Origin of the sequence: Vibrio sp. 2-2(8), from assembly GCF_963888495.1 — a bacterium.
In the GTDB taxonomy this organism is placed as follows: domain Bacteria; phylum Pseudomonadota; class Gammaproteobacteria; order Enterobacterales; family Vibrionaceae; genus Vibrio; species Vibrio anguillarum.
Genome location: NZ_CAWPJM010000052.1, coordinates 140276 through 159002, shown reverse-complemented (window position 1 = coordinate 159002; position 18727 = coordinate 140276). Strand labels below are relative to the sequence as shown.

The 18727-nt window shown below is 46.9% G+C and carries 17 protein-coding genes; 9 read left to right on the top strand and 8 right to left on the bottom strand.

What is annotated here, in order from left to right; translation table 11 throughout:
• Positions 1-20 precede the first annotated feature (20 nt).
• Genes frdD through frdA form a run of 4 tightly spaced genes read right to left on the bottom strand, consistent with a single transcriptional unit; the run spans position 21 to position 3369 of the window.
• Positions 21-398: a fumarate reductase subunit FrdD gene (gene frdD, locus AACV12_RS14895; protein WP_010317640.1), complete on the bottom strand. Its 378-nt coding sequence runs from the start codon at positions 396-398 to the stop codon at positions 21-23.
• Between the two features lie 12 nt (positions 399-410).
• A complete protein-coding gene (gene frdC / locus AACV12_RS14890; RefSeq protein ID WP_017043204.1) occupies positions 411-794 on the bottom strand; it encodes a fumarate reductase subunit FrdC in 384 nt (127 codons plus the stop codon).
• A gap of 2 nt (positions 795-796) precedes the next feature.
• Positions 797-1555, bottom strand: a complete 759-nt coding sequence (locus AACV12_RS14885) for a succinate dehydrogenase/fumarate reductase iron-sulfur subunit (protein WP_017046770.1) — start codon at positions 1553-1555, stop codon at positions 797-799.
• A complete protein-coding gene (frdA, locus tag AACV12_RS14880) occupies positions 1555-3369 on the bottom strand; it encodes a fumarate reductase (quinol) flavoprotein subunit (protein WP_013855868.1) in 1815 nt (604 codons plus the stop codon). The genes AACV12_RS14885 and frdA overlap by 1 nt, the downstream gene beginning before the upstream one ends.
• 244 nt (positions 3370-3613) lie before the next feature.
• On the opposite strand from frdA, the gene epmA reads away from it, so the two are divergent.
• The 5 genes from epmA (at position 3614) to cysE (ending at position 7962) form a co-directional block, all read left to right on the top strand.
• Complete coding sequence (gene epmA / locus AACV12_RS14875) at positions 3614-4588, top strand: elongation factor P--(R)-beta-lysine ligase (RefSeq protein ID WP_170900638.1); 975 nt, start codon at positions 3614-3616, stop codon at positions 4586-4588.
• A gap of 156 nt (positions 4589-4744) precedes the next feature.
• Positions 4745-5179 (top strand): rhodanese-like domain-containing protein, encoded by a 435-nt coding sequence (locus tag AACV12_RS14870; protein ID WP_010317649.1) that lies wholly within the window; start codon positions 4745-4747, stop codon positions 5177-5179.
• A gap of 167 nt (positions 5180-5346) precedes the next feature.
• On the top strand, positions 5347-5814 hold the full coding sequence (gene secB, locus AACV12_RS14865) for a protein-export chaperone SecB (protein WP_170900636.1): 468 nt from the start codon (positions 5347-5349) through the stop codon (positions 5812-5814).
• 181 nt (positions 5815-5995) lie between these two features.
• Positions 5996-7054, top strand: a complete 1059-nt coding sequence (gene gpsA / locus AACV12_RS14860; protein ID WP_013855871.1) for an NAD(P)H-dependent glycerol-3-phosphate dehydrogenase — start codon at positions 5996-5998, stop codon at positions 7052-7054.
• A gap of 86 nt (positions 7055-7140) precedes the next feature.
• The gene (cysE, locus tag AACV12_RS14855) at positions 7141-7962 is read left to right on the top strand and encodes a serine O-acetyltransferase (protein WP_010317654.1); all 822 of its coding nucleotides are present in this window, start codon (positions 7141-7143) and stop codon (positions 7960-7962) included.
• Between the two features lie 62 nt (positions 7963-8024).
• Here the strand turns inward: cysE and AACV12_RS14850 are convergent, their stop codons facing one another.
• The 3 genes from AACV12_RS14850 to argE form a co-directional block, all read right to left on the bottom strand.
• Positions 8025-8564 carry a PadR family transcriptional regulator gene (locus AACV12_RS14850; RefSeq protein ID WP_010317655.1) on the bottom strand — a complete coding sequence of 180 codons (540 nt, stop codon included), beginning with the start codon at positions 8562-8564 and terminating at the stop codon, positions 8025-8027.
• 366 nt (positions 8565-8930) lie between these two features.
• A complete protein-coding gene (ppc, locus tag AACV12_RS14845) occupies positions 8931-11564 on the bottom strand; it encodes a phosphoenolpyruvate carboxylase (RefSeq protein ID WP_026027891.1) in 2634 nt (877 codons plus the stop codon).
• Positions 11565-11796: 232 nt separating this feature from the next.
• The gene (gene argE / locus AACV12_RS14840) at positions 11797-12933 is read right to left on the bottom strand and encodes an acetylornithine deacetylase (RefSeq protein WP_010317659.1); all 1137 of its coding nucleotides are present in this window, start codon (positions 12931-12933) and stop codon (positions 11797-11799) included.
• A 155-nt stretch (positions 12934-13088) separates the two neighbouring features.
• Between argE and argC the strand changes: the two genes are divergently transcribed.
• From argC to argH, 4 genes are all read left to right on the top strand, one after another.
• Positions 13089-14090, top strand: a complete 1002-nt coding sequence (argC, locus tag AACV12_RS14835; RefSeq protein WP_094147415.1) for an N-acetyl-gamma-glutamyl-phosphate reductase — start codon at positions 13089-13091, stop codon at positions 14088-14090.
• 23 nt (positions 14091-14113) lie between these two features.
• Positions 14114-14905, top strand: a complete 792-nt coding sequence (gene argB, locus AACV12_RS14830; protein ID WP_010317663.1) for an acetylglutamate kinase — start codon at positions 14114-14116, stop codon at positions 14903-14905.
• A 93-nt stretch (positions 14906-14998) separates the two neighbouring features.
• Positions 14999-16222, top strand: a complete 1224-nt coding sequence (locus AACV12_RS14825; RefSeq protein ID WP_170900634.1) for an argininosuccinate synthase — start codon at positions 14999-15001, stop codon at positions 16220-16222.
• 129 nt (positions 16223-16351) lie between these two features.
• Positions 16352-18226: an argininosuccinate lyase gene (gene argH, locus AACV12_RS14820; RefSeq protein ID WP_013855879.1), complete on the top strand. Its 1875-nt coding sequence runs from the start codon at positions 16352-16354 to the stop codon at positions 18224-18226.
• Positions 18227-18419: 193 nt separating this feature from the next.
• Here argH and AACV12_RS14815 read toward each other — a convergent pair whose 3' ends face one another.
• Positions 18420-18674: a DUF3624 domain-containing protein gene (locus AACV12_RS14815; protein ID WP_013855880.1), complete on the bottom strand. Its 255-nt coding sequence runs from the start codon at positions 18672-18674 to the stop codon at positions 18420-18422.
• Between the last annotated feature and the right edge of the window lie 53 nt (positions 18675-18727).

The following is an 18727-nucleotide window of genomic DNA, read 5'->3' as shown; positions in this document are numbered from 1 at the left end:
ATGTCATCACTTTTCTATCTTTAAATCATAAAGATAAAAACGACTGCGAGCGCGGAAATCAGCCCAGCAAACGCATAACAAGCGATTTTACCCACTAAACCGGTGTGGAATTTTAGGTCATGCATACCGTGATGGACACGGTGCATGGCATGCCACATCGGTAAGGCTAATGTGCCAATGATAAACAGCGCGCCGATGATGCTAGTTGCAAAACTCGAAACGCGTTCATAACTCATTGCTTCAGCATCGATAATGCCTAATGGTGCTAAAATACCCAACACGAGAATGGTGATCGGGGTAATCATCGCAAACCATGTTCCACCGGCACCAAACAGCCCCCACCAGATAGGTTCATCAGAACGTTTTGGCGTGCGATTTACCTTATAATTGTTGTTCATGACTATAAGCTCCTACACCACGATGAGAACAATCAGTGAGATAAACGCAACCGCTGCCCACTGAGTTAATACGATGATTTTCTTGTCGATTAGCTTACCCTTCAAGCGGATTGGCATCACTTGAGGCATCATGCTAAAGAAGGTTTGTGCATGCAGCAAACTCCCCGCTAACGCGACAATATTGATTGCGACCACAATTGGGTTTGCCATAAAGCTTAGCCAGCCTTCCCATGCTTCAGGGCCTTTAACCAAGCAGCCCAAGCCAAAGGTAAGGAATAAGGTAAAGAATATCAGTGGCAGTACCGTGGCTTCACGCAACATGTAGAAGCGGTAGAATGGGTGATCTTTCCACCAAGTACGTGTCATTTCACGAACGTAAGGTTTACGGTTACTCATCCTTATCCCTCCACTTTCTTTGGTGAACCGTCAGGTTTTAGCATGGCAATCACGAAGTCCATTGAAGATTCAACTTTGCCTTGGTTGACGGCTGCCGCTGGGTCAACGTGTTTTGGACACACTTCAGAGCAGTAACCAACAAAGGTACAACCCCAAGCACCGTTATCACCATTGATAAGCTTCATACGCTCGGCTTTACCATGGTCACGGCTATCTAAGTTGTAGCGGTGAGCAAGGGTTAATGCTGCGGGGCCAATAAACTCAGGGTTCAAACCAAACTGAGGGCAGGCCGCGTAGCAAAGACCGCAGTTAATACAACCAGCAAATTGTTTGTATTTGGCCATTTGCTCTGGCGTTTGTAAGTTGGTGCCATCTTCAGGTTTGCGATCGTTGCCAATGATGTAGGGTTTAATGGCTTCAAGACGCTCGATAAACGAAGTCATATCCACGATCAAATCTTTTTCAATTGGGAAGTTGGCTAAAGGTTCAATTTTCACGCCATTAGGGTAATCGCGCAGGAAGCTTTTACAAGCCAATTTAGGTACGCCATTGACCATCACACCACACGAACCGCAGATCGCCATACGGCAAGACCAGCGATAAGAGAGATCCTTATCGAGGTTATCTTTGATGTAGCCAATCGCGTCGAGCACTGACATGGTGTCATCAAAGGGAACTTCAAACGCTTGCAGGCGTGGCTTAGCATCTTTTTCTGGGTCGTAGCGCAAAATGTCTACTTTTTGAATGCGATTTGCTGACATTATTTTTGCTCCTCTGCGCTTTTCTCTTCTGCCGCTTTTTCCGCGGCGGCAGCCTGTTCTGCCGCTTCACCATAGAGACGAGCTTTCGGCTGAGATTTCGTGATCTTAACCGCGCTGTAGTCGATACTTGGAGCGGCATCTGGTTGATAGAAAGCTAAAGAGTGCTTGAGGTAGTTCACATCATCACGCTCAGTACAACCTTCGTCTAACCGCTGATGCGCACCGCGAGATTCTTTACGCAAGATAGCTGAGTGAACCATAGCTTCAGCCACTTCAAGGCCATAACCGACTTCGATAGCGTACAGAAGGTCGGTGTTGAAGACTTTGCCTTTATCTTTAATGCTAATGTTCTTGTAGCGTGCTTTTAGCTCGGTGATTTTATCAATCGTCGCTTGCATTAAATCTTCTTGGCGGTAGATACCACAACCCGCTTCCATGGTGTGACCCATCTCAGTGCGAATGGTGGCCCAGTTTTCATCACCTTCTTGGTTCATTAACGCTGCAATACGCTCTTCTACGGCTTTGACTTGTTTGGCGATAGATTCATCGTTCCAACCTTTGAATTCCGCTGCGCGTTTCACTGCACTTTCACCCGCAACGCGGCCAAAGACCACAAATTCAGCTAACGAGTTAGAACCCAAACGGTTTGCACCATGCAAGCCAACCGAGGCACATTCGCCGACAGCAAACAGACCTTTGATGCGCGTTTCACACTGACCGTCCGTTTCGATACCACCCATGGTGTAGTGTACGGTTGGGCGAATTGGGATCGGCTCTTTTGCTGGATCAACGTTGACGTAAGCTTTCGCCAATTCGCAGATAAACGGCAAACGCTCTTGTAAGTACTCTTCACCGAGGTGGCGAAGATCAAGCAGCACAACATCACCAAGCGGATGTTTGATGGTGTTGCCTTTTTGTTGTTCATGCCAGAAAGCTTGAGAAACTTTGTCGCGAGGACCGAGTTCCATGTATTTGTTTTTAGGCTGACCCACCGGAGTTTCTGGGCCCATACCGTAATCTTGCAGATAACGATAGCCATTTTTATTGACGATGATACCACCTTCACCGCGGCAGCCTTCCGTCATCAAAATACCCGTGCCAGGTAGGCCAGTTGGGTGGTATTGCACGAACTCCATATCGCGTAGAGGGACGCCATGACGATAAGCCATCGCCATACCATCGCCGGTTACAATGCCGCCGTTGGTGTTGCAGTGGTACACACGGCCCGCGCCACCAGTGGCTAATACCACAGATTTTGCTTTGATGGTTACTAGCTCACCTTCGGACATATGAATCGCGATAAGCCCTTGAACTTCGCCATCTTCAACAAGTAGATCCACCACGAAATACTCATCAAATCGATTGATTTGTGGGTACTTCATTGAAGTTTGGAAGAGGGTGTGAAGCATGTGGAAGCCTGTTTTGTCAGCCGCAAACCAAGTACGCTCGACTTTCATGCCACCAAAACGGCGTACGTTGACTTCGCCATTTTCTTTACGGCTCCATGGGCAACCCCACTGTTCCATTTGCACCATCTCGCGGGTCGAGTTGGCCACAAAATATTCAACAACATCCTGTTCACATAGCCAATCTCCACCACCAACGGTATCGTTGAAGTGGTTGTCAAGGCTATCTTCTTCCTTGATAACTGCTGCTGAGCCTCCTTCCGCTGCAACCGTATGAGATCGCATAGGATAAACTTTAGAAATCAGAGCAACTTCTAAATCAGGGTTTGCTTCAGCGGCTGCAATTGCAGTGCGAAGACCAGCGCCGCCTGCGCCGATGACTGCGATATCTGTGGTGATAATTTGCACAGTTATCCTCCGGTGTGTGATGCGGAAAATCCGCTTGTTATAGTTAAAGGTTCGTAAGCCTTAAGTGGTACGGGTAGTGTAGAAGAGCTGTGTAAGGAAAAAATTGATTCTGTTAGGTTTTTGCTTCGGAAGTGCAAGCGCGAGCATACTTATTTTTCTTTGTGTGATAATAATCACGTTAGAATTTGGAATTGCGCTTTAAGTCAGTAAAATTCATATCATCCAAACTTATGTGTGCCAGAACATGAATAGAAAAAACTGGATGCCAACCGCATCAATATCACAACTCAAACAGCGTGCTCAGTTACTCAAGCAGATCCGCCATTTCTTTGAACTACGAGATGTATTGGAAGTCGATACACCAGCCATGAGTCATGCCACGGTAACCGACATTCATTTGCAAACCTTCCAAACCCAATTTGTTGGCCCAGGGTATGCTGATGGCCGTCAACTTTATTTAATGACAAGCCCGGAGTTTCATATGAAACGACTTTTGGCGGCGGGGAGTGGTTCGATTTATCAGATCAATAAAGCGTTTCGCAACGAGGAAAATGGCCGCTATCACAACCCAGAATTTACGATGTTAGAGTGGTATCGGGTTGGTTTTACTCACCATGATTTAATGGATGAGATGGATCAATTGCTGCAACTTATTTTGCAGTGTGGAGCGGCGCAGAAGATGAGTTATCAACAAGCATTTTTGCAGGTACTTGGGGTTTGTCCGTTAGAAGGCTCAATGGACGAGTTAAAAGCGGCTGCGAGCCGATTAGGTCTAAGTGACATTGCTGAGCCAGAAGAGGATAGAGATACCTTACTGCAACTGCTATTTAGTGTCGGTGTTGAGGCGGAAATTGGTCAACAGGTACCCGTTTTTGTTTACGATTTTCCTGCATCACAAGCGGCACTAGCTAAGATTAACCCGCAAGATCATCGTGTTGCGGATCGCTTTGAGGTCTATTTCAAAGGGATTGAACTTGCGAATGGTTTTCATGAGCTGGACAACCCACAAGAGCAACTGGCTCGTTTTGAAGCGGATAACCAAAAGCGTAAAACGATGGGGCTGGCTGAACAGCCGATTGACTACCACTTGATAGCAGCGTTAGAGGCGGGCTTACCTGAATGTTCAGGAGTGGCGCTTGGTATTGATCGCTTGATTATGCTGGCGTTAGGCCAAGATCATATTGATAACGTGACGGCTTTTCCTTTTCCGATAGCTTAAGCTTTTAAGCTGATGTGGATTGCGCGCTTGTAGTGCGATGAGCGCGCTGAAAAACGGCAACAGTTTCTTATTATGCAATGTAAGCCCTCGCGTCTGGCTGACAACCTCGTTATACTCCTTGTCTGATTTTAAGCCCACATTGCAAGAGCACAGAATATGCAAGAGTACATCGAATTTTTCCAACACAATATGATTCTATCTTTGGCATGGGTAGGTATTCTCGTCGCCTTAATCATGAGCATCGTGAAATCAACCACGGCAGCCTATAAAGAGATCACCGCTTCACAAACGACGCTTTTAATGAATCGTGAAAACGGTGTTGTTGTCGATATCCGCACGAAAGATGAATTTAAAAAAGGCCATATTACCGATGCGGTTCACATTTTACCGTCAGATATTAAATCCGGTAACTTGGCTAGCCTTGAAAAGCACAAGTCTGACCCAATCATTGTGGTATGTAAAACGGGTCAAACCGCGCAAGAGAGTGCCAACCTGCTTGCTAAAGCTGGGTTTGAGAATGTGAATTTACTGAAAAATGGTCTTGTAGCTTGGAATGAAGCGAACTTGCCATTGGTTCGTGGCAATAAATAATTCACTGATCGCGGTTATCTTGAACTGAGTGTGCTGGCTGAAAAGCCAGCATTTGATGCTAAGAGTTGTGATGTTTTCCACGTAATCGTGAGCTCATCTAGTCATTCGAAATCAGCTCGGTTAGTCTAAAAGCAACACTGAATTTGTAAGTATTTAAGGATTTAATCATGGCTGAAGCCGCACAACAAACAGCACAACAAAATTTCGCAATTCAACGTATCTTTCTAAAAGATGTCTCTTTTGAAGCGCCAAACTCACCTATTATGTTCCAAAAAGAGTGGAATCCAGATGTGAAGTTGGATCTTGACACTCAAAGTCGTGATCTGGGTGAAGGTGTGTATGAAGTCGTATTACGCCTAACGGTGACAGTGAAAAACGCGGAAGAAATCGCGTTCTTATGTGAAGTGCAACAAGGTGGTATTTTTACTGCTGAAAAAATGGAAGCGGGTCAACTTGCTCATTGTTTAGGTGCATTCTGCCCGAACATTCTGTTCCCATATGCACGTGAAACGATTTCTAGCTTAGTTGTTAAAGGGACATTCCCACAACTTAACCTTGCACCAGTGAACTTTGATGCATTGTTTATGAACTACCTACAACAACAAGCGACTCAAGGCGAGCAAGCAGAAGCTTAATCGTTAATGACGTGAGATCATTAACGTTGGCGTTCCACGTCAGACTTTGATGATAAAAAATGCACAAAGCATCCCAGATAATGATGGTGCGTTGTGCATTTTTTGTTTATTTCGAATGCCAATACCTCCGTTCCTTGTTACTCCGTATTGAAAGCTGTATCGGAAGGAATTTAGGTATAACATGACAACACGAATAGCAATGGACGAAACAATGACAGATCCTAACAGTATTTACGGTAAAGCGATCACCATGACAGTAGTTGGTGCGGGTTCTTACGGCACATCTCTGGCGATTTCTTTAGCGCGTAACGGTGCTAATGTTGTCCTTTGGGGACACGATGCTAAGCATATGGCTCGTCTTGATGCTGATCGTGCTAACCAAGAATTTTTACCCGGTATTGATTTTCCCGATTCGCTGATTGTGGAAACCGATTTAAAAAAAGCGGTACAAGCGAGCCGCGATTTGTTGGTTGTAGTTCCGAGCCACGTATTTGGCCTTGTTATGAAGAGTTTAAAGCCTCACTTGCGTGATGATTCCCGTATTTGTTGGGCAACCAAAGGGCTTGAACCTGAAACGGGCCGGTTACTGATGGATGTGGCCTATGACACCATTGGCGAGCGCTATTCATTGGCGGTGTTATCTGGGCCGACTTTTGCTAAAGAGCTGGCGATGGGAATGCCTACCGCAATTTCTGTTGCCTCGCCTGACGCGCAGTTTGTCGAAGATCTGCAAGGCAAAATTCACTGCAGCAAAACTTTCCGCGTTTACGCCAATAGTGATTTTATTGGCATGCAGCTAGGTGGTGCGGTGAAAAACGTGATTGCGATTGGCGCTGGCATGTCCGATGGGATTGGCTTTGGTGCGAATGCGCGCACTGCATTGATTACGCGCGGTCTGGCCGAAATGTGCCGTTTGGGGGCAGCGTTAGGTGCTCAGCCAGAAACTTTTATGGGTATGGCCGGATTGGGTGACTTAGTGCTCACTTGCACCGACAACCAATCACGTAACCGTCGCTTTGGTTTGGCGTTGGGACAAGGGAAAGACGTGGATACGGCGCAGCAAGAAATTGGCCAAGTGGTTGAAGGTTATCGCAACACCAAAGAGGTGTGGTTATTAGCGGCGCGCATGGAGGTTGAAATGCCAATAGTTGATCAAATCTATCAAGTGCTGTATCAAGGAAAAGATGCGCGTGTTGCAGCACAAGATTTGCTGGCTCGTGATAAAAAAGCAGAACGCTAATTCATTGCTCATGATTAGGCACAAAGCCTATTAGCAATCTACATTGACGCTCTAGAGATTGGATGAGGAAGGGTGATCAACCAACGATGAAACATTGCGAAAAACTCAAAGTGTGGCAAGCCATAGTCAAAGAGGCGCGCGAGCAGTCAGAACAAGAACCGATGCTGGCTAGTTTTTATCATGCCACTATTATTAAGCATGATAGTTTAAGCTCGGCCTTGAGCTACATTCTTGCCAATAAGCTGAATACGGCCTCAATGCCAGCGATGGCGGTGCGTGAAGTGGTCGAAGAGGCATTTGCCGCAGACCCCAGCATTATGGAAGCGGCGGCGTGTGACATCTGCGCGACTGTCAATCGCGACCCCGCGGTATCTATGTTTTCAATGCCTCTACTTTATCTCAAGGGCTACCATGCCTTACAAGGCTATCGCGTCGCGAACTGGTTATGGAAGCAAGGTCGAGTGGCGTTGGCTACCTATTTTCAAAACCAAATCTCGGTAGCTTGCCAAGTGGACATCCATCCGGCTGCACGTATTGGTCGCGGCATCATGCTTGACCATGCGACGGGCATTGTGATCGGTGAAACCGCGGTGGTGGAGAATGATGTCTCTATTTTACAAGATGTAACGCTAGGTGGAACGGGTAAAGAGTGCGGCGATCGCCACCCGAAAATTCGTGAAGGCGTGATGATTGGCGCGGGTGCCAAAATTCTCGGTAATATTGAAGTGGGCGAAGGGGCGAAAATTGGTTCTTGTTCGGTGGTATTGCAAGCGGTGCCTCCGCACACTACCGTCGCTGGAGTGCCAGCCAAAATTGTCGGTCGTCCGCAAACCGATAAGCCTTCGTTAGATATGGACCAACAATTTAATGGCCGTTCTCAAAGTTTCATTGCCGGTGATGGTATTTGATTTGGTCGCGGAAAACAAAAAGGGTGATGCTCACAGAGCATCACCCTTTTTTATGGTTGGCATTAAGCCATTGCATCGAGTTCAGCAAGCACTTCTTCAGCCCAATCAACCCACGCTTGGCGAACCAGTAGGTTGCGGCGTAGTGTTAGACGTTCAAGGCGCTGTAGCTTATCGAGAGTAGCTGGTGTTGCATAGTACGCAGACTCAATCTCTTTGTAGTGAGCAACCAGTTTTTTCGATTCTTCAACCAATTCACCCAGTTGAATTCGGTAAGGTGTTGCTGGTTGTACCGCGCAAGCGATCAATTTAGCGCTAAATTCATCACGTACGGTTGGATGAGCTGTAGGTTGGTCAAACCATTCACCTAAAGCGCTGCGACCTGCATCGGTGATGGAGTAAACTTTACGATCTGGCTTGCCATCTTGCGGTTCTAATACACAAGTGACTAGGCCTTGTTGACCCATTTTATTCAGTTCGCGGTAAACTTGTTGGTGGCTGGCTTTCCAAAAATAGCCAATGCTCGAAGAGAACTCTTTTGTGATGTCGTACCCTGTGGCATCGCGAGTGCTCAAAACAGTGAGGATAACGTGTGGTAATGACATGTCTTTAATCCAAATGGTTAATAAACTCAAAAACAACTTGCTCAAACTCGTGTTGTGCTTCTGATGGCATCAATCATGAATGAGTTTAAGCAACACCCACCGTTCTATTGACGGAGTGGGTTGTGTCACCTTAAAAAGCCGTTTATCACCTAGGATTATATGCGTGACGCATATCGACCTGCGATTTGTTATGTTTGTATGCTACCGCAGAGGAGCAGTAGTATATCTAAATAATAAGCATAAAGTAGAATACTTTGTTAGTTTAGCTTAAAAAACTGATAATATGCTCAATAATTTTTGTGATTTAAAATAAAAAGCCGCGCAGAGGCGGCCTTTTAGCTAGTTTGTGAAATAAAATGCTGTTACTTAGCCTGTGTTACGCATTCCTGCTGCAATACCCGCGATAGTCACCATTAAGGCTTCTTCTAACTCTGCTGGTGCGGTTTCGGTTTGGCGGGTGCGGTACAACAGCTCTGCTTGCAGCATATTTAATGGCTCAACATAGATATTGCGCAAACGGATTGACTCTTGACCCCAAGGATCGCTTTGCATTAAGTTCTCATTGTTTTCTACATTTAACACCGCTTTGATGTCTTTCTGTAATTGAGAACGCAAACGCTCACCGAGCGGGCGTAACGATTCATCGACTAAGCGTTCATCGTAATAGCGTGAGATTTCAATGTTGCACTTGGAGTAAACCATCTCTAGCATGCCCAAACGCGTTGAGAAAAATGGCCATTCACGGCACATCTCTTCCAGCAGTGCTTGGTGTCCTTTATCGATAGAAAACTGAATTGCTTCTCCCGCACCTAGCCAGGCTGGTAGCACGAGGCGGTTTTGGCTCCAAGAGAAGATCCACGGGATTGCACGTAAGCTTTCGACCCCACCATTAGGGTTGCGTTTAGCCGGACGTGAACCGAGCGGTAATTTACCCAGCTCTAGCTCTGGCGTTGCTTGGCGGAAGTACGGGACAAAGTCCGGCTCGCCGCGAACAATATGGCGATACGCTTCGCAAGAGACTTCAGACAATACCTCCATTAAGTCGCGCCAATCTTGTTTTGGCTCTGGTGGTGGCAGCAGGTTCGCTTCTAAAATGGCGCTGGCGTACATCGTAAAACTATTGACCGCTACTTCTGGTAGACCAAGTTTAAAGCGGATCATTTCGCCTTGCTCCGTCACACGCAAGCCACCTTTTAAGCTTTTGGGTGGTTGTGAAAGCAGTGCCGCATGTGCTGGAGCGCCCCCGCGACCAATGGTGCCGCCACGTCCATGGAATAGTGTCAGTTCAATTCCGGCCTCTTCACTGACATTAACCAAAGCTTCCATTGCGCTGTATTGCGCCCAACCGGCGGACATTACACCTGCATCTTTAGCGGAATCAGAGTAACCAATCATCACCATCTGGTGGTTTTGAATAAAGCCACGATAGAGATCAATGCCCATTAGTTGGCGGATCACCGTTTCTGCGTTGTTTAAATCATCCAAAGTTTCGAACAGTGGACAAACGTCCATGCGATAAGGACAGCCACACTCTTGCAACAATAGATGTACGGCAAGTACATCTGATGCGGTACGAGCCATCGAAATCACATAAGCACCAAAGGCTTCGCGAGGCTGAGAAGCAACGATTTTACAGGTGTCGATCACCTCTTGTACCGCTTCTGAAGGCTGCCAGTCACGAGGTAACAAAGGACGTTTTGAGCTCAACTCATTGGTGAGAAACGCAATTTTGTCTTGCTCGCTCCACTGGTCATAATCACCAATGCCTAAATAACGGGTGAGCTCGGAGATCACATCAGAGTGACGAGTGCTCTCTTGGCGAATGTCCAAACGTACAAGATGCACACCAAACGCTTTAATCCGGCGCAGAGTATCAAGCAGCGAGCCATCGGCAATGACGCCCATGCCGCATTGATGTAAAGATTGGTAGCAGGCATAAAGCGGTTCCCACAACTGTGCGATATTTTGCAGTGGTGCTTTGCGTGCCAGTTGTTGGCCATTGATCTTGGCATCCAACACTTCTAGTGTTTCGCTGAGTAGTTCACGCAGGCGTTTGAGAATAGCGCGATAAGGTTCGTGTTCATCTATGCCAGCCAAATCGCGTAGCGCGTCACTGCATTTGGTCATCGACAATTCGCTGACCAGCTCATTGATATCACCTAGGTAGAGATCGGCCGCTTTCCAGCGAGAAAGCAGCATTACTTCACGGGTGATTTTATGAGTCACAAAGGGGTTACCATCACGGTCGCCGCCCATCCACGAAGAAAAATGCACAGGGCGTGCATCAATTGGTAGCCCTTCACCTAAGTAGTTGGTGAGGTGCTCATCAAATTCACGAAGAAAATCAGGCACGGCTTGCCATAGAGAATTTTCCACCACCGCAAAGCCCCATTTTGCTTCATCCAGTGGCGTAGGGCGCTGCTTACGAATCACATCTGAATGCCAGCTTTGCGCGATCAACTGTTCTAAACGGCGTTCGGTTTTTTGGCGCTCTTTAAATGAAAGGTCACTGAGCTCAAGCTTGGAGAGACACTCGTTAATTTTCACCAGCTTGTTGATCATCGTGCGGCGTGTAATTTCGGTTGGGTGAGCCGTTAGCACTAACTCGATATTGAGATCGCGTACCGCTTGAGCAGCATCCAATTTACTGATTTTATTTTGATTCAGTTTAGTAAACAGTAAATTAATCGCATCAGGCTCACACACATGTTCTTCACAGTGACGTGAAATGGTGTGGTACTGCTCGGCCATGTTGGTTAAGTTAAGAAATTGGTTGAATGCCCGCGCTACTGGGGTGAGCTGTTCGTTGGGAAGGTTTTTGATCTCTTCAACCAAGCTGTCTCGGTCGGCTTGATTGCCATTACGGGCTGATTTTGAAAGTTTTCGGATGGTTTCCACTTTCTCTAAGATAACGTCACCATGGGCGTCCTGAATGGTGTTGCCCAGCAAACGGCCAAGCATGCTCACGTTACTTTTGAGCGCAGCGTATTTTTCGTTCATTGTCATCCTGCCTTGTAAAAAAATTACATCCATTGTTCCTTGCTAAGTACACAATCTAGCGAAAAGATCCCTGTAGAGTCAAATAAAGCCGACTATTTTTACGATTATTGCTGAATGTTATTGAACGTGATCATTTGGTGAATAATTGGCGTAAATTACTGAAATTTTATTACAAAAATGCCCGACCGTAGAAACCCTGTCAGGCATTTATCGCTTGAGTAAGCTTGGTAGACTAGAAGCAGTATTTATACATTGCTTTGGACAAAATCGAGATGGTTGGATCAATAAATTCAAACGCTAGGAATTCATCCGGTTGATGCGCTTGATCGATCGAACCCGGGCCGAGTACCAGTGTTGGGCATAATTGTTGTAAGAACGGTGCTTCAGTACAGTAATTCACGGTTTGTGAAGCGGTATTGCAAATCTCTTCAATGTTGCCAATAAAGGGGTGATCATGCTGACATTCATAACCTGGAATCGCATCATGCAGCGCGGTAATCTCAATGCGGCCGGGCCATTTTGCACTGACTTCATTCAGTGCATTGCGCAGCAAGTTATCGAGCCCATCTAGACTCATGCCGGGCAGCGGGCGCACATCGTAATGCAATTCGCAGCAGCCACAAATGCGGTTTGGACTATCGCCACCGTGGATATGACCGAGGTTCAAAGTGGGGTGAGGAATGGCAAAGCCTGGGTGATGGTACTCTTTGATCAATTTGTCGCGCAGTTGCATTAACGCGAACAGCACTTCATGCATGATTTCGATGGCATTTACGCCCAGAGCAGGATCAGACGAGTGGCCCGATTTTCCTGTCACTCGAATAGCGTTGGCTACGTGGCCTTTATGGCCGCGGATGGGCACAAGGCTAGTCGGCTCACCAATAATGCAGTAATCCGGTTGAAATGGTGCATGTTCAGTGAAATGACGTGCGCCGAGCATGGTGGTTTCTTCATCACAGGTCGCCAACACATACAGCGGTTTACTCTGTTTACTCCAATCGACTTTTTTAACCGCTTCGTAGATAAAAGCAAAAAAGCCTTTCATGTCTGCCGTGCCTAAGCCATAGAAACGATCATTGGCTTGCGTTAACGCGTGTGGTTCAAAATTCCAACGTCCTTCGTCAAATGGAACGGTATCACTGTGCCCCGCGAGCAGTAGACCACCTTCGCCGCACCCTTTCTTCGCCACTAAATTGTATTTTCCCGGCGCGACTTCAATGGTGTCGACTACAAACCCTAAGCTGGAAAACCAGCTTGCCAATTTATCAATCACATTCTGGTTACCTTCGTCCCAACGAGCATCTGTGGAGCTGATGGAAGAGGTTGAAATCAGACCTTGGTAAACCTCAAGAAAACTGGGTAATTGCATATTATCTTTGCTCCTAGTATTGACAGAGTAATTGCGAGAAGGTAAAACACATATTAAATCACTTTGTGTGAATAAAAAACCGAGTTAAGTGTCTTTTTTGAAATTTATAGTCATTTTTAGATTGTCTTTTTTACCTTGAAATTGGATGTCACGAGATGTTGAAAACCACAATTATCGGAGCTAGCGGTTATACCGGCGCTGAGTTGGCGTATATGGTGCAAAAACACCCACAACTCACGCTATCAGGTTTATACGTTTCCGCCAATAGCCTAGATGCTGGAAAACCAATGGCTGAGCTGCATGGCAAACTCTCCGGTATTGTCGACATGCAGGTACAACCATTAATGGATCCGGTGAGCGTTGCAAGCCAATGTGATGTGGTGTTTTTAGCTACGGCTCATGAGGTGAGCCATGATCTCGCGCCTATTTTTCTTGCGCAAAATTGTCAAGTTTTCGACCTTTCTGGTGCTTTTCGCGTCAAAGGTGATGATTTTTACCAAAATTACTATGGTTTTAAACATCAACACCCTAAATGGTTAGAAAACGCGGTTTATGGACTGGCGGAATGGAATTATGAGGCAATTAAGCAGAGCCAATTGATCGCTGTTGCGGGTTGCTATCCAACCGCATCGCAACTGGCGATAAAGCCTTTGGTTGAAGCGGGTTTGTTAGATACAACTCAATGGCCGGTGATTAATGCCACCAGCGGTGTCACAGGTGCGGGCAGAAAAGCGACATTAACCAATAGTTTTTGTGAAGTGAGCTTACAGCCATACGGCGTGTTTACTCATCGCCACCAACCTGAAATCGTCGCCCATTTAGGATGTGATGTGATTTTTACGCCTCACTTAGGGAATTTCAAACGCGGTATTTTGGCCACCGTGACGATGAAGCTTGCATCAGGTATTTCAGAGCAACAAGTCAGCCATGCTTTTGAGAAGGCGTACGCTAACAAACCAGCGGTTCGGCTCAAATCAACCTTGCCGAGCATCAAAGATGTTGAATTTACGCCATTTTGCGACCTCGGTTGGCGAGTGCAAGGTGAGCATATTATCGTCGTGTCCGCGATCGATAATTTATTAAAGGGGGCATCGAGCCAAGCGATGCAGTGTTTAAATATTCATTACGGTTTTTCTGAGCTAACGGCTTTGGTGTAACGCACCAAGCGTAAGGGTTAAATATGACAGATACAAAGCAAAATCCATTAGTGATTAAGTTAGGCGGCGCGGCGCTGTCTTGTTCTGAAACGCTAAGCAAACTGTTTGGCGCAATCGCACTGTATCAAGCCCAAGCTCAGCGACGAATTGTCATCGTGCACGGGGGCGGTTATCTCGTCGATGACCTGATGGCAAAATTACAACTAAAAACCGTGAAGAAAGAAGGTTTGCGTGTCACGCCTTATGACCAAATTCCGCTGATTGCAGGCGCGCTGGCTGGGACAGCCAACAAAATGCTGCAAGGGCAAGCGATTAAAGATGGCTTAAATGCGGTTGGTTTATCACTCGCTGATGGCGGGTTATGCAAAGTCGAAGAGTTGGATCCAGAACTCGGCGCAGTGGGCAAGGCTTCTCCTGGTGATTCACAAATCGTGCAAGCGATTTTAGCCGCTGGTGGTTTGCCTATTATCAGCTCGATTGGCCTGACCGCTGATGGCCAAATGATGAATGTCAACGCCGATCAAGCAGCCGTTGCAGTGGCTGGCGCATTGGACGCAGAGCTCGTTCTGCTTTCCGATGTGAGCGGTGTGCTGGATGGCAAAGGCCATTTGTTGTCGAGCCTCAATGAGCAGCAGGCCAATGCGCTGATTAAAGGCAAAGTGATCACGGATGGCATGATTGTCAAAGTGAAAGCGGCGCTGGAAGCGGCAAATGATTTAGGTCGCCCGATTGAAGTGGCGACATGGCGTTACCCAGATAAGCTCAGCAAATTGTTTGCGGGCGAAAGTATCGGGACCCAATTTTTACCTCAATAAACGCATTTAATCAGTTGTTGATAACAGCTGTAAGTAATTAATCACCCAGAGCACTGACCGCCAAGCGCAGCGCCGGGAAATGGAGAAAGTAAGATGAGCAAGGTTCAAGTCAATAAAGTCGTTGTCGCATACTCTGGCGGTCTAGATACATCGGTGATCATTCCGTGGTTAAAAGAAAACTACGATTGTGAAGTGGTTGCCTTTGTTGCCGATGTCGGCCAAGGTAAAGAAGAATTGGTCGGCATTGAAGAGAAAGCGAAAGCGTCTGGCGCGTCAGAGTGTTATGTGGTCGATCTTAAAGAAGAGATGGTCGCTGAATACATCTACCCAACACTAAAAACAGGTGCTTATTACGAAGGTAAATACCTGCTTGGGACGTCAATGGCTCGCCCAATCATTGCCAAAGCTCAAGTTGAAGTGGCGCGTAAAGTGGGTGCTGATGCGCTGTGTCACGGCTGTACGGGGAAAGGTAATGACCAAGTGCGTTTTGAAGGTGCGTTTGCAGCCCTAGCGCCTGATTTACATGTGATTGCCCCTTGGCGTGAGTGGGACATCGTGAGTCGTGAAGAGTGTCTTGATTTCCTTGCTGAGCGTAACATTCCTTGCGCCGCTTCATTGACGAAAATTTACTCGCGTGATGCGAACGCGTGGCACATTTCGACCGAAGGTGGCGTGCTTGAGAGTACTTGGAACGCCCCTAATGAGGATTGCTGGGTATGGACAGTAGATCCAGAACAAGCACCAAATGAACCAGAGTTTGTCACACTGCAGGTCGCGAAAGGCGAAGTCGTTGGCGTCGATGGTGAACTGATGACGCCTTACAACGCACTCGTTTACCTTAATGAGAAAGGCTCTAAACACGGCGTTGGTCGTATCGACATCGTCGAAAACCGTTTGGTTGGTATGAAGTCTCGTGGTTGTTATGAAACCCCAGGAGGCACCATCATGATGGAAGCGTTGCGTGCTGTTGAGCAGTTAGTGCTCGATAAAGCCTCATTCGAATTTCGTGAAGAACTGGGTGTCAAAGCGTCGCATCTTGTATACGATGGCCGTTGGTTCACTCCGCTGCGTAAATCCATCATGGCCGCAGCCGATGAGTTGGCACAGGATGTTAATGGTGAAGTGGTTGTGAAGCTTTACAAAGGGCAAGCGACAGTGACGCAAAAACGTTCGGAAAACAGCTTGTACTCGGAAGAGTTTGCGACCTTTGGTGAAGATGTTGTGTATGACCAAAGCCACGCAGGCGGCTTCATTCGTCTCTATTCGTTGGCAAGCCGGATCAGAGCGTTGAACGAAGCGAAGAAGAATAAAGCCTAGGTTAACACCCAAGGTAGAGACACAAAGATAACAATAAAAGATCGCTCTAGTAGCGATCTTTACTATAAAAATGATTGAGCAATTTGATGTGGTCACGCTCAGTCGCGACCTAAGAGCAGGAGATACGCAATGGCATTATGGGGCGGTAGATTTACCCAAGCAGCAGACACGAGGTTCAAAGAGTTCAACGATTCACTTCGCTTTGATTACCGATTGGCTGAACAAGACATTGTGGGCTCTATAGCATGGTCAAAGGCGTTGGTGTCAGTGAATGTTTTGGGCGAAGAGGAGCAGCAAAAACTAGAACTTGCGCTCAACGAACTCAAACTGGAAGTGATGGAAGATCCTGAGCAGATCTTACGCTCTGATGCAGAAGATATTCACTCTTGGGTTGAGCAGCAGTTGATCAGCAAAGTGGGTGATTTAGGCAAAAAGCTGCACACTGGGCGCTCTCGTAATGACCAAGTCGCGACCGATTTAAAATTGTGGTGCCGCCAGCAAGGTCAGCAATTACTGTTGGGGTTAGATCGCCTGCAAACGAAATTAGTGTCGGTTGCTCAGCAGCACCAAGCGACGGTTTTGCCCGGTTATACTCACCTGCAACGTGCACAACCAGTGACCTTTGCGCATTGGTGTTTGGCCTATGTTGAAATGTTTGAGCGTGATTACTCTCGTTTAAATGATGCGATTAAGCGCCTTGATACTTGTCCACTTGGCTCCGGCGCGCTGGCAGGTACGGCCTATCCGATTGATCGTGAACAGCTTGCTCATCATTTAGGGTTTCGCCGTGCCACGCGTAACTCGCTCGATTCAGTATCCGACCGAGATCACGTGATGGAATTGATGTCGGTGGCGTCGATCTCGATGCTGCATTTATCGCGTTTGGCGGAAGATATGATCTTCTACAACTCGGGTGAGTCTGGTTTTATCGAACTGGCTGACACCGTGACTTCGGGTTCATCCTTGATGCCGCAAAAGAAAAATCCTGATGCATTAGAGCTGATCCGTGGCAAAACGGGCCGTGTTTATGGCTCGCTTGCGGGCATGATGATGACGGTCAAAGCCTTACCATTGGCTTATAACAAAGATATGCAAGAAGATAAAGAAGGGCTGTTTGACGCGCTGGATACTTGGAACGACTGCATGGAAATGGCTGCGCTTTGCTTTGATGGCATCAAAATTAAAACCGAACGGACTTTAGAAGCGGCCAAACAAGGCTATGCCAATGCTACCGAATTAGCTGATTATTTAGTCGCCAAAGGGATCCCTTTCCGTGAAGCGCACCATATTGTGGGCGTAGCTGTGGTTGGCGCGATTGCGAAAGGGTGTGCGCTTGAAGAACTGACCCTTGCCGAGCTTAAAGAGTTTTCGTCGGTCATTGAAGATGATGTTTATGCGATCCTCACCATTGAATCTTGCTTAGAAAAACGCAGCGCTTTAGGTGGCGTTTCGCCAAAACAAGTGGCCTATGCGGTTGATCAAGCTAAAGCGCGTTTAGACAAACGTGACACCACGGCGGTGAAAGTTCGTCCTGCCCGTTTGACGGATATTGAAACGCTAGAAAGTATGGTCACTTATTGGGCGAATATGGGAGAAAACTTGCCCCGTTCACGCAATGAGTTGGTGCGCGATATTGGTTCATTTGCCGTGGCGGAACACCATGGTGAAGTGACGGGATGCGCCTCGTTATATGTCTATGACTCTGGGTTGGCTGAAATTCGTTCGCTTGGTGTAGAAGCAGGTTGGCAAGGTCAAGGACAAGGAAAAGCGATCGTCTCGTATTTGGTGAATAAAGCGCGGCAAATGGCGATTAAGAAAGTGTTTGTTCTGACTCGAACGCCAGAGTTTTTCATGAAGCATGATTTTATTCCAACCTCAAAAAGCTTACTGCCAGAGAAAGTGCTTAAAGATTGTGAACAATGCCCACGGCAGCACGCTTGTGATGAAGTGGCGCTTGAGATCAATTTGGTTGAGCAGATCATCAAGCGAGTCAACGTCGCTTAATGCGTTGATTACCAACGCGATCATTGCCGTTAATGAGGCCTTGGAAAAAGATCTCAAAAAGATCGAATGATCACGGAACAATTTAAGAAAAGCGTGGTCTATAACTGTACCACTGCTTTTTCTTAGAAGAATCTAAGAAGGCCCCAAACCTACTATTGGTTCTGGGGCTTTTTCTTTTGTGCTCTTTAGCTTTTTATTTGTCGCGCCCTTGCCGCTTACGCCAAGGGAGTACCACAAACTTCATCCACAGATGTAAAAACAGCAAACCGTTAAAGGCAAAGCCCGCTATTAGCAAGCTGATCGATTCAATGGTTTTAGGGTTCTCCCTGCATAACCACCACCACACAAGCCAGCACCCAACTGACAAAACAGTGAGCTGATCCATACAACGTTGGCAGCGGCCGATTTTTTTCCAAAACCACGAAGATTGGCAGTTATTGCAAGGCATAAGCGCGTTCATTGAAAGAGAAAATAACGGCAGTATAACGTGCGCGAAGGTGT

Excerpts from the sequence above, each read along its gene's own strand:
- AACV12_RS14825 (WP_170900634.1), top strand. The coding sequence starts at position 14,999 with ATGAGCAAGGTTCAAGTCAATAAAGTCGTTGTCGCATACTCTGGCGGT.
- gpsA (WP_013855871.1), top strand. The coding sequence starts at position 5,996 with ATGACAACACGAATAGCAATGGACGAAACAATGACAGATCCTAACAGT.
- secB (WP_170900636.1), top strand. The coding sequence starts at position 5,347 with ATGGCTGAAGCCGCACAACAAACAGCACAACAAAATTTCGCAATTCAA.
- frdD (WP_010317640.1), bottom strand. The coding sequence starts at position 398 with ATGAACAACAATTATAAGGTAAATCGCACGCCAAAACGTTCTGATGAA.
- argC (WP_094147415.1), top strand. The coding sequence starts at position 13,089 with ATGTTGAAAACCACAATTATCGGAGCTAGCGGTTATACCGGCGCTGAG.
- argH (WP_013855879.1), top strand. The coding sequence starts at position 16,352 with ATGGCATTATGGGGCGGTAGATTTACCCAAGCAGCAGACACGAGGTTC.
- AACV12_RS14870 (WP_010317649.1), top strand. The coding sequence starts at position 4,745 with ATGCAAGAGTACATCGAATTTTTCCAACACAATATGATTCTATCTTTG.
- epmA (WP_170900638.1), top strand. The coding sequence starts at position 3,614 with ATGAATAGAAAAAACTGGATGCCAACCGCATCAATATCACAACTCAAA.
- argE (WP_010317659.1), bottom strand. The coding sequence starts at position 12,933 with ATGCAATTACCCAGTTTTCTTGAGGTTTACCAAGGTCTGATTTCAACC.
- ppc (WP_026027891.1), bottom strand. The coding sequence starts at position 11,564 with ATGAACGAAAAATACGCTGCGCTCAAAAGTAACGTGAGCATGCTTGGC.
- frdC (WP_017043204.1), bottom strand. The coding sequence starts at position 794 with ATGAGTAACCGTAAACCTTACGTTCGTGAAATGACACGTACTTGGTGG.
- argB (WP_010317663.1), top strand. The coding sequence starts at position 14,114 with ATGACAGATACAAAGCAAAATCCATTAGTGATTAAGTTAGGCGGCGCG.
- AACV12_RS14885 (WP_017046770.1), bottom strand. The coding sequence starts at position 1,555 with ATGTCAGCAAATCGCATTCAAAAAGTAGACATTTTGCGCTACGACCCA.
- AACV12_RS14850 (WP_010317655.1), bottom strand. The coding sequence starts at position 8,564 with ATGTCATTACCACACGTTATCCTCACTGTTTTGAGCACTCGCGATGCC.
- cysE (WP_010317654.1), top strand. The coding sequence starts at position 7,141 with ATGAAACATTGCGAAAAACTCAAAGTGTGGCAAGCCATAGTCAAAGAG.
- AACV12_RS14815 (WP_013855880.1), bottom strand. The coding sequence starts at position 18,674 with ATGCCTTGCAATAACTGCCAATCTTCGTGGTTTTGGAAAAAAATCGGC.